The 12,770-nt window shown below is 41.7% G+C and carries 2 protein-coding genes; both read right to left on the minus strand.

From position 1 onward, the window contains the following. Positions 1-92: 92 nt before the first annotated feature. Entirely contained in the window at positions 93-11,936 is an 11,844-nt protein-coding gene (locus ACQ96U_RS04855; protein ID WP_431720100.1) for an amino acid adenylation domain-containing protein, read from the minus strand. 508 nt (positions 11,937-12,444) lie between these two features. Then, the gene (locus ACQ96U_RS04860; protein WP_431720101.1) at positions 12,445-12,747 is read right to left on the minus strand and encodes a hypothetical protein; all 303 of its coding nucleotides are present in this window, start codon (positions 12,745-12,747) and stop codon (positions 12,445-12,447) included. Positions 12,748-12,770 lie beyond the last annotated feature (23 nt).

The following is a 12,770-nucleotide window of genomic DNA, read 5'->3' on the forward strand; positions in this document are numbered from 1 at the left end:
GCTGCACTGCTGGCCTTTGCATATAACAAATACATATAGATCTAAGTACAGCGCTCATTCAATCATCAAAAGAACTTACTATAAACTTTCTTCTAATAAATCATCTCGTCTTCTTTAGTTTTAGTTTGTTCCTTAGATACTTGTAAAATCGACACTATTACACTCACAATAGAATGAACATTTTTAGGTCTTAACATAGACACATGGCCTCCTTCGACCTTATATTCGTCAACTTTTTGAGCACAGTATTGGTTATAACTTAGCCGTGCCAATGTGATCTTATTGGCTATAAAGGATTCTGCACCGTATAAAAAATACAGCTTACCTTGTAGTTTTCCACTAGGTACATACTGCTCAAATAAAGCCTCTTGAGCTGCATACACTTGTAAAAACCCATCAAGCAACTGATGATTACCATTAGCAGGTAATAGCCCTCCTGTAACCATTAACTGCTTGAGCTGCTCCTTAGGTTCAAGTGACTCATTATTTACAGGTTGAGGCATTTCCCTAGTAAATTCATCAACTACTTGCAGCACTTTTTGGGCAACGCTCATGTCAGACATCGTTATTATCTCATTTGCCAAAATACTGTTAGATAATACGGTATCTAAAATAATGACCTTTACTTCATGTCCTAATGCTTCAAGCTTTCGGGCAAGCTCAAATACTACCCGTCCACCAAATGAGTGTCCTAATAAAAAGTAAGGACCTTTTGTTTGTTCAGCAATAATGGCTTTTAAATAGCAATCGATTAATAGCTCCCAATCATCATGAGGATGTTCAATGCCATCCAAACCTTTCGCTTCAAAAACTAATACCTGGGCATGCTTACTTAACTTGTCTGACAGTGCCTGATAAGCAATACTAAAACCACCTGCCCCAGGTACACAATATAATTTAGGCAGTGTAGGGGTAGTTGCCCCCTCAACAGACAACCTGACCAAAGGTATCCACTCTCGCACTCTGTTATCTGCTCTTTGCTGATCAATAAATGCAGCTAACTCTTTTAAATTTCCATAAGCAAATATATCCCTTACCGCTATTTGGGTGTCAAGATTATCGTTAATCGTTGCCACCAGCTGCATGACTAATAAAGAATGTCCACCCAAGTCAAAAAAGTTCGCATTGATACTAATAGATTGATCTATTTTTAATAAGTCTTGCCATATAACCACTAATTCAATTTCAGTGGGTGTCGAAGGCGCTATAAACTTATCTGCCATATGTATATATTCAGGTGCCGGTAAAGCCTTACGATTAATTTTTCCATTGGGGGTTAATGGTAATTTATCCAGCACCACCCACCCCGAGGGCACCATATAATCCGGCAATTGTTGTTTTAAGGTATTTTTTAATTCATCCAGTAATACATTTCCTGTTTGTTCATCATCCGTCGCGACAATATACGCCACTATGCGTTTATCCCCAGCTCGATCTTCTTGTACAACCACCACCGTTTCTTGTACCGATGGTTGTTGTACTAACACCGCTTCGATTTCACCCAGCTCAATTCGAAAACCACGGATTTTGACTTGATGATCAATACGACCAATAAACTCTAAATTACCATCCGGTAACCAGCGAACTAAGTCGCCAGTACGGTATAAACGTGCATTAGGATCGTCACTAAAGGGATTAGCAATGAACTTTTCAGCGGTTAATGCTGAGCGATTTAAATAGCCACGGGCCAAACCGACACCACTAACTAATAACTCACCAGGCACACCAATAGGTTGTAGTTGGTTAGCCTGGTTAACAACATAGCATTGATGATTTTTTAGTGGTTTACCGATTGGGGGATAATCCCCAATAGAGCAGGTCTTGACTTGTTCTACCGTCACCACATGAGTTTCAGAGGGACCATAATGGTTCCATAAACTACAACATGGATGATCTTGAAGAAATTGAGATAAACTTCCCGTTATCTGTAGTGCTTCACCTGCAGTAATAATCTCTTGCAGATTAGTTAAATGAACATCATATCTAATCACATAGTCGGTTAATACATTTAATAGAGCAGGTACAATAAATAGGCGCTCAATACCATGATGGATTAATACATCAACCAACTTAGATATATTCAAACGTGCATCATTATTTACTAGCACGAGGCGACTACCTGTAAACCAGCTTGTGACAATCTCTTGTAGAGCAACATCAAAGGTCATCGTAGTAAACTGTAACGTATTCATTGCATGAGTTAACTGCCCACTCAATGCTTGCTGATGGACTATATTCACTACAGTTTTGTGCTGCTGCAATACCCCTTTTGGTTTTCCTGTCGAGCCGGAGGTATAAATCACATAGGCCAGGTTATCGGGATTACATAGTACATACGGTTGGTGAGTTAGGTGGTTTTCTATGATATGCCAATCAGTATCTAAACAGATTAATTGACTTGCGTTGCAGCTCAACAATTCCGTTAGTTGTATTTGTGTCAGTACGAATGCTGGCTGGCAATCATCCAGTATGGCTTGCAATCTTGCTTGCGGAGCAGAAGGATCTAACGGCACATAAGCCCCACCGGCTTTTAAAATACCCAATAACCCAATGACCATTTCCAAGCTCCGTTCAAGACAGAGTCCCACCAAGGTATCGGGCTTCACCCCTTGCTCAATTAAATAATGGGCCAGCTGATTGCTGCGCTGATTGAGTTCACCATAGGTCAGTTGCTGCTCTTCAAATACCACGGCGATAGCATTGGGATTTTTTTCTGCCTGGGCTTCAAATAATTCGTGGATACAGTGATTAGTTGGGTAAGGTGCGTTAGTTTGGTTCCAGTCCACCAGTAACTGTTGGGTTTCTTTTTCCGTGAGTAGGTTAAGTTGTGTAACCGCAGCCGTTGCAGCTGCTTGAGTCATTGCCAGGAGTAATTGTTGTAAATGCCCTAATAGACGACTCATGGTGTCTTCTGTATAGCGCAGGGGTTGGTACAGCAGTTTAAAGTGTAGCTGTTTTCCTGGAAGCACCAATAAACTCAAAGGATAGTTCGTCTGCTCACCGGCGATAACCTGACCAATAATAAATTGGCCTGACAAGTCAGACTGTTGTTGGTTGAGTGACTCATCTAAAGGATAGTTTTCAAACACTATCAGCGATTCAAATAACCCGTAACCACTACCTACTTCACTCCAACGTTGAATGTCCACTAATGGGGCATAACTGTATTGGTCGTGACTGACTTGCACCTGATGCAATTGTTGCAAACAGTCAGCTAGTGAAGGGTTATCAGTTAGTTGTAACCGTATTGGCACACTGTTAATAAACAGCCCGACCATGTGTTCCACATCGGGTAGCTCATCGGGTCGCCCTGAGCGCGTGCTACCAAACACCACATCCTGCTCACCACTGTAACGACTGAGCAATAACCCCCATGCGGCTTGCACCACGCTATTCAGCGTCACTTGTTGGCTCTGAGCCAGTTGTTGCAGTTGTTCTGTTAACGTCGTGGAAAGAGTTAAGCCTGTTTCTTGTTGAGCCTGTTCCTCTGCTGTGGTGGGTAATAAGTGAGCAAGGGGTAACACAGTTGGGGTCGTAAACCCCGCTAAATAGTGGCGCCAATACGCAGCTGCGTGTTCGCTGCTTTGTTGTTGTAACCAGGCGATATAGGCTCGGTAAGGTGCTATGGGCGATAAGCTATCCGATTGTGGGTGACTGCCTTGTTGATACAAGGTAAAGAGCTCTTTAAAGAGAATAGGCAAACACCAGCCGTCTAATAAGGCGTGATGGTGACGCCAGATAAACCAATAGTCAGCAGGCCCTGTTTGCGCTAAGGTAAAATCCATTAGCGGTGCCTGCTGCGGATCAACCTTATGGACTACTTTCAGTAGTGCCTGAACATGAGACTGTTGTTCGGCTTCATTTAAATGTTGCCAGTCCAACGTTTGCCAAGACGCATGTGCCTGCGTTTGCACCAGCTGGAGTGTTTGCCCTTCCACCGGTACAAAGGCTGTACGCAGTACGGCATGACGAGCGATCAGTTGTTGCCAACATTGTTCAAACCGCTGAGAGTCAAGCTGGTGCAATTGAACACCCAGCTGGGTCATATAAACGCCCGTGTCGCTATTCAGCTCACTGTGAAATAACATCCCTTGCTGCATGGGGGTACTGGGATACAGATCTTCCAGTGTTGGGTAGACTTGCTGTAACTGATCCAACTCGGGTTGAGTCAGCTGCACTAGTGGGAAGTCTGAAGGGGTATAGCCACCTGTTGCGCTGATACAGTGCTGAATAATGGCGGTTAAATACCTATGATATTTATCCGCCAGTTGAGTGATGTGAGCTGCGCTAAACTGGCCTTGGTGGTAATCCAGGGCGAGTTGCCATTGCCCCTCAATAACCAAACAGTTGAAGCCTAATACATGTTCCCGTTGTAATTGACCACCAACACTATCTCCCGTGGTTGTGCCCAGTAACTGGATATCACCCTCTGACATAGTTTGATTAAACTGACCTAAGTAATTAAAGACGATCTCAGAGGGACGATGATCTGCTAAGGTGCCAGGTTGAAAACGCTGTAAAATACCATAGTCGATGCCTTTATTCGGAATCTGCCGTAACTGCTCTTTTACTACTTTAATATGCTCACCAATGTGTCCAGTTCCCGCTACGGTGGTCGCTTTATGTAAATACACCGGGTAAACCGAGGTAAACCAACCAACGGTTTCACTCAAGTTGATGTCGTCACACAGAGCTTCACGGCCATGCCCCTCTAAATCCACCCGGAGGCTATCACCTCCTGACCACTCTGTTACTGCTAACAATAATGCGGTTAATAACAGGTCATTGATCTGGGTGTGATAGCAGCCATTCGCCTGTTGTAATAATTGCTGCGTCAAGGTCTCATTTAATGGTAATACGTGACGTGCCGTACGTTGCTGATTAAAACTGTCGGTGCTCATCAGTGGCATCGCGGGTAGCGATTCGAACGGTTGACTCACTACTTGCTGCCAATAACCCACGGTTTGCTGGCATGCAGGTGACTCACTGTACGTTTTTAGATACCTCGCCCAGCGTTGATAACTTGAGGTTTTAGGTGCTAACTTCACGGAGGCGGTGCCATTAAATTGTTCAATGGCGTGCTGTAAGTCTTGCACTAAGACCCGCCACGACACGCCGTCGACAATCAAGTGATGCATGATCCAAATCAATTCACTATTGGCCGTTGCTTCATCAACGATCCACAGCCAGCGACTTAAGGGTGGTTGTGATAAATCAAAGCTGGCTTGGAGTTGATTGGCATGATCACGAATCCGTCGCCGATTTGCGTCGTCTGTCATGGAAGTCACTGACAAGCAATGTAGGGTATCGGTGATGACCTGCAAATCTAGCGTATGATAATTAGCCTGCCAAACCGATGCATGCTGTTCAAATGCTAAACGCAATACATCATGGCGTGCCACTATCGCTAACAATGCGTGTTGTAACGCGGTTTGGGTGGTGTTAGGCGGTAACTGGATACTCAGCGCCTGATTAAAGTGATGAGCATCCGTTAATTGTGTCGTTAAAAAATGCTGTTGAATCGGTAATAAGGTTTGTTCACCATCAACCGCCACTTGAGGTATTTTCGTATCGATCACTGTCGTCACGTGCAAGGCCAGTTCGGCAATGGTTTGGTAGGTAAATAACTGACGCGTCGTCAGTGCCAAGCCTGCGCGTTGTGCCCTGGATGCCACTTGTATGGCTTTAATCGAATCCCCCCCTACCGTAAAAAAGTTAGCTTGCGTACTCACCCGCGCTATACCCAGCACCGCTTGCCAAATCTCACAAAGCTGGCTTTCAATCATAGAGGTGGGCACAACATAATCGGCTTGGGGTGTATAGTCTGGTTCTGGTAAAGCCTTACGATCAATTTTTCCATTGGGGGTTAACGGTAATTTATCCAACACCACCCACACTGAGGGCACCATATAATCCGGCAGTTGTTGTTTTAAGGTATGTTTTAATTCACTCCGTAATGCACTTTCTGTTTGTTCATCATCCGTGGCAACAATATACGCCACTAACCGTTTATCACCCAATTGATCCTCACGCGCCACCACAACGGTTTCTTGTACTGATGGCTGTTGAGCTAACACTGCTTCGATTTCACCCAGCTCAATTCGAAAGCCACGGATTTTGACTTGATGATCGATACGACCAATAAACTCTAAATTACCATCCGGTAACCAGCGGACTAAGTCACCAGTACGGTATAAACGCGCATTCGGATCGTCACTAAAGGGGTGAGCAATGAATTTTTCCGCAGTTAATTCCGGGCGATTTAAATAGCCACGGGCAAGGCCCGCACCACCCACATAAAGCTCCCCAGGAATACCTATGGGTAATAAGGTTTGCTCAGGAGAAAATACATATGCGGTTGTATTACTAATAGGGCATCCAATAGGTATGGGTTGATTTTTAGTCCTATTGGGCGAAATGTTAAAACAACAAGTAAAGGTTGTATTTTCAGTAGGGCCATAACCATTAATAACAGTTAAGTCTGGACACGCCGCATACAGCTTGGCAACAGAGTGAGGTGAAACAACATCACCGCCTGTTAGAATATACTTTAGAGAAGAAGTACGAGGGGCATCAGTTACAAAATGATCAAATAAGCCAGAGGTTAACCACATCGTATTGATTTCATGATGGTTTATAAAATCATTAAATTGGTTTAGATCCAGTATTGGCTGTGGGTATAGGGCCAGTCGTCCTCCATTGAGTAAAGCCCCCCACACTTCGAATGTAGCGGCATCAAACGTAATGGTCGCACATTGGCCTATTACGGTTTTTTCATTTAAAGGAACATAATCATTATTTATGACTAAACGTGTTACTGCGGTGTGAGGTATAAGAACTCCCTTAGGCTTACCCGTCGAGCCTGAGGTATAAATCACATAGGCTAAACTCTTTGAATTAAGGTGTAAAACCTCTTTAGCGATATTACTCTTTGGATATTTGGACAATAATTGCAGCCCTACCTTAGTATCTAAATAGATCGGAGTCATATTGGCCACCTTAGGTATTAAATCTCTCAGTGCATACTGAGTAACCATTAATTTAATACCACTGTCTTCGATCATATAACTCAATCGCTCAACCGGATAACTTGGATCTAACGGCACATAAGCTCCACCGGCTTTTAAAATACCCAATAACCCGATGATCATTTCCAAGCTGCGCTCAATACAGAGTCCCACTAAGGTATCGGGCTTCACCCCTTGCTCAATTAAATAATGGGCCAGCTGATTGCTGCGCTGATTGAGTTCACCATAGGTCAGCTGCTGCTCTTCAAATACCACGGCGATAGCATTGGGATTTTTTTCTGCCTGGGCTTCAAATAATTCGTGGATACAGTGATTAGTTGGGCAAGGTGCGTTAGTTTGGTTCCAGTCCACCAGTAACTGTTGGGTTTCTTTTTCCGTGAGCAGGGTTAATGTATTGACTGGCTGATCGGGCTTGGCAACAGTTCCAATGAGTAGCTGGTTAAAGTGACCAGCCATACGTTCAATAGTCGCTGTTTCAAATAGCTGGGTATTATATTCCCAATCCAGTATTAGCCCTTCGGTTTGCTCTGATACATTTAAGGTTAAATCAAACTTTGCAATGGTGAATTCTGGCGTTTGGACTGATACGGTTAGCTCCGGTAAGTTCAGTGAATGTTGCTGATTATTTTGTAACGCCAGCATCACTTGGAACAGTGGGTGATGGCTGAGGTGGCGGCTGGGTTGTAGCACATCCACTAATTGTTCAAACGGCACTTGTTGATGCGCATAGGCATCTAGTGCTGTCTGTTTGCATTCCTGAAGTAAGCTTTTAAATGTGGGATTAGCGGATAAATCGGCCCGCATCACCAGTGTATTCACAAAAAAACCTATCAGTGATGCTACTTCACTTTGTTCTCGGTTAGCGATGGGTGTGCCTATAACAATATCTGTTTCCCCACTATAACGGCTTAATAAAATGGAAAATGCCGCGTGCAACCCCATAAACAACGTAGCACCTTGACTGACACAATACCGATTAAACGCATCACTCACGGTTTTATCGATCACATGTTGATACGTAGCGCCCTCAAAGGTTTGCATGGAAGGACGAGGATGATCCAGTGGCAGCTGATGGACTTCGGGCAACCCTTGCAGTTGTTCACGCCAATACTCTACCTGTTGTGCTAGAACTTCACCTTGTAAATAACCCCGCTGCCATAACGCATAATCGGCATATTGGATTGTTAAGGGAGGTAAGGGGTTAGCGTGGCCTTGACAGTAGGCATGATATAACGTGTTTAATTCATTAATTAATACACCAATCGACCAGCCATCTGCGGCAATATGATGCATCGTCAGTAATAACAGTGCTTGTTGATCCGCTAATTTTAATAACTGACCACGTAATAGGCAGTCTTGGCTTAAATCAAACGGTTTTATCGCTTCAGCTAATTGATGCTTTTGAATCGACGCTTGTAATGCATCACCTTCTAGAGTGTGCAAGTCGATAACTTCAATAGTCCAATCTATGGGTAATGGCATCACCTGCTGGTAAGCTTGACCGTCGATGGTTATAAAACGAGTGCGTAAACTCTCATGCCGCTCAATAATCGTTGTTAAGGCTTGGTTAAGTGCACAAAAGTTTAGATAACCTTCCAGTAATAATGCTCCAGGGATATTGTAGTGCGCACTGTTCTCCTCCAGCTGATCAATAAACCATAACCGTTGCTGAGCATATGATAGTGGTAGTTCTGTCTCCAGGGGGTTTCTGGGAGTAATAGCAGGAATAGTTAGCGCACCCAATGAATGATGATTCTTGTGTTGATCGATGAGTGTGGCTATGTCAGACAGAAGAGGTATATTGAATAATGCTTTTACCGTTATCTCGAATGAAAAAGCGTCTCGAATTTGGCTCACTAACCGTACTGCAAGTAAAGAGTGCCCCCCTAGTTCAAAGAAGTTTGCATGGCAACTAATCGGCTGATTAATTTGTAATAAGGCTTGCCATATAACCACTAATTCAATTTCAGTGGGTGTCGAAGGTGCTATAAACTCATCGACCATATGCCTATATTCAGGTGCGGGTAAAGCCTTACGATCAATTTTTCCATTGGGGGTTAATGGTAATTTATCCAACACCACCCACCCTGAGGGCACCATATAATCCGGCAACTGTTGTTTTAAGGTATTTTTTAAGTTATCCAGTAATGCATTTTCTGTTTGTTCATCACCCGTCGCAACAATATACGCCACTAAGCGTTTATCCCCAGCTTGATCCTCTCGTGCCACCACTACGGTTTCTTGCACTGATGGTTGTTGTACTAACACCGCTTCAATTTCACCCAGTTCAATTCGAAAACCACGGATTTTGACTTGATGATCGATACGACCGATAAATTCTAAATTACCATCTGGTAACCAGCGCACTAAATCACCAGTGCGATATAAACGCGCATTCGGGTTATCACTAAAGGGATGAGCAATGAATTTTTCCGCCGTTAATTCTGGGCGGTTTAAATAACCTCTCGCCAGACCCGCACCACCTATATAAAGTTCACCGGGGACACCTATGGGTAATAGGGTTTGCTCCGGAGAAAGTACATATGCGGTTGTATTACTAATGGGTTTCCCTATAGTAGGCTCTTGGCTACTTCCTTCTATAATCTCAATGAACGTAGAGTAAGTTGTATCTTCTGAGGGACCGTAAAGATTGAATACTTTTTCAACGCTGGTTTCTTGATAAAGTCTATTAACTAAACTTTTTGTCAAAGGTTCCCCTGCTAAATTGATAATCTTTACACTTGAGGGAATAGCCCTTTCATCAAGTAATGCCTTAGCGATTGAAGGGACTGTATTTAAGAGAGTAGTCTGATTATTAATGCAATTTTTTATTGTCAAAGCATTAGTTACTAACAAGATTTTCTTGCCGAAAGATAGACTAACAAAAATTTCAAAAATACTAAGATCGAAATTGATGGACGTGCTTGCAATAAATACTTCTATCGATTTTGATCCGTAAATAGCATTTGACCATGAAATTAAGGCTGCAGTGCTTTTATGTCTAATTTCAATTCCCTTAGGCTTACCCGTCGAACCCGAAGTATAAATCACATAGGCTAAACTCTTTGAATTAAAGTGTAAAACCTCTTTAGCGATATTACTCTTTGGATATTTGGACAATAATTGCAGCCCTACCTTAGTATCCAAATAGATCGGAGTCATATTGGCCACCTTAGGTATTAAATCTCTCAGTGCATACTGAGTAACCATTAATTTAATACCACTGTCTTCGATCATATAACTCAATCGCTCAACCGGATAACTTGGGTCTAACGGCACATAAGCTCCACCGGCTTTTAAAATACCCAATAACCCGATGATCATATCCAAGCAGCGCTCAATACAGAACCCCACTAAAGTACCGGGCTTCACGCCTTGCTCAATTAAATAATAGGCCAGCTGATTACTGCGTTGATTGAGTTCACCATAGGTCAGTTGCTGCTCCTCAAACACCACCGCGATAGCATTTGGATTTTTATCTGCCTGGACTTCAAATAATTCATGAATGCATTGTTCTACAGGATACGGCGCTGCTGTTTGGTTCCAATCCACCAACAGTTTTTGGGTTTCTTTTGGCGTGAGAATTGGGATCGTACTAATAGGCTCATGCTGGTATTGTGTCAAATTAAGTAATATATAGATTATTCTATCAGCTAATAGTACTGCTTCAGCTTTTGAAAAGTAATCAGTACGAAAACTCAATTTAAGCTGTAAAGGTTGGCTATCACCATAGTCGCACCAACGCACCTGTAACGGTGTGACTTCATCCTCACTTGATAGGTGCACAAATGAACTCTTTAGATCGCCAAATTGTAGATCTAAATTAAATGCCTCATAGTTTATGATAACATCAAATAAGTCATTAGATATGCCTAACGTTTGTTTTAATTCACGCTTTAAGTGGCTAATAGGGTATCTTTGATGTCTATAGTTTCTTTTTAGCGCCTGAGATATTCGTTTTATAAAATTCAATAAGCTTTCATTGCAAGACGTTTTTATTTTAAAGGGGGTTACACCTGCCATCATACCGACAGTAAGCCGTTCGTCTTTATTACGCCGGTTATGAACCGGCACTCCAAAAACAAGCTCATCGTTTGTATTTGTCTTTGCAAAGTAGATGGATAAAGCTACTAATGTTATCTGTAGCAGTGAAACATTAAACTCTTCACATAATTGATATAGCTGGACTCTTTGCTCAGTTGATAACTCCACCCTATAGTGATTGCATTTAGCAACCCCAAAGAAGTACCTTTTGGATAATAACAGATCAGATTTTTTTTGAAATTGATCTACCCAAAAAACCTTATCTTCCTGATATTTATTTGACTTTAAGTATTCAACTGCTTTATTAATACTCTGTTTGTATGATGGTAAGTTGTCTAGCCTATCCAGTGGCTCAGAAGAAATAAGCGCATTATATACTTTGGATACTGTAATACCATAATTAGTATACCCAACACCATCAGTGAGAATATGATGGGCTTTGTTTACCCACCAATACTCACACTCGCCAATTTTAATCAATGTATTTTCGTATAGATACTTTTCACTTAAATCAAAAGGAATAGAAAGATATTGGTTAATCCATCTGCTAGCTATACTGTTAGAATCTTTCTCTTTAGAAAAATCAAAATATATCAGATTATCATTTCTGTTAGACAAACCATCAAAAATCTGAAGCAAGTGTCCATCAGTGAAATCAAATCGTATTCCAAATATATCAACTGAATTAACCGTGATTTTAATTGCTTGTTTGAAAAGCTCAACATTAAGCTTTCCTTTGATTTTAAAATAGCCTCCTATATTATAGTGAGCGCTATCAGAGTTGACCATTTGGTCAAAATACACTTCTTCCTGAGCAGGGTGTAATGAAACTAATTCATTCTCACATTGATTCTGAGTATACATTACCGAATCCATTCCTTGAATTGAAGATTTTAATTCCATAAAAAATCTAACTTAAATTCTGCTTAAAATATCAGCAAACATGCAAAAAGAAAATAACTCTATGTGCGATCCCATAAAAAACTAACAAACCAACAACTACACTAGTTCATTTAGCAGTCAACTAATCTAACATTTAACGTTGTTTTAAATTTACAAACTCAAATACCACTAAAAAATAATGCGCTTTTTCCTACAATATACCATGATTACATAAACAGGATCGTAAAACAGCCAATATCCCCCACTGCACTGACATTAACCTTATAAAAAAATTGCCATCTTCATCTCAAGCATATATACCTTTCTCATAACAAACTGTTAAACAATACAGGAGTTATGGTTTTTTGTTCGACATTAACTGACCACCTGATAAGAAAATATCCACCTTGCTTAAATCGTCTCTATAAACAGTACACCATCCCCTTACGATAATCATTACTACTGTACTTCACGATTGTAGAGAATGCTTTTACAGCAGTGTCGTTTTGTGAAGATCAGTTGCGATATCTTTCAGAGCAGGCAGTAAAGTATCAAGTGAACGAACATGTCCGTTTACTACTATGTGAGCTATAGCATTCTCAACCGCCAAATGGTACTTTCTCCAAACAGCTTCACTAGGCTTAGGGAAAACGACTATATTTGAAAATTTATTTCTCCATGCAGGAACACCAAGTTCATTAAGAACGTTAGTCGCTTGAGAGGCAATTTCTAAACAATGCTTTATTCTGCTCTGATGCTCTTCAACAGAAACTGACTTGACTGCATACCACATCAACAAAGGTGTTAAACCATTGC

The sequence above is a fragment of the Zooshikella sp. RANM57 genome (genome assembly GCF_050749885.1).
Lineage (GTDB): Bacteria > Pseudomonadota > Gammaproteobacteria > Pseudomonadales > Zooshikellaceae > Zooshikella.

Coding starts and splice junctions, on each gene's coding strand:
- ACQ96U_RS04855 (WP_431720100.1), bottom strand. CDS start 11,936: ATGTATACTCAGAATCAATGTGAGAATGAATTAGTTTCATTACACCCT.
- ACQ96U_RS04860 (WP_431720101.1), bottom strand. CDS start 12,747: ATGTGGTATGCAGTCAAGTCAGTTTCTGTTGAAGAGCATCAGAGCAGA.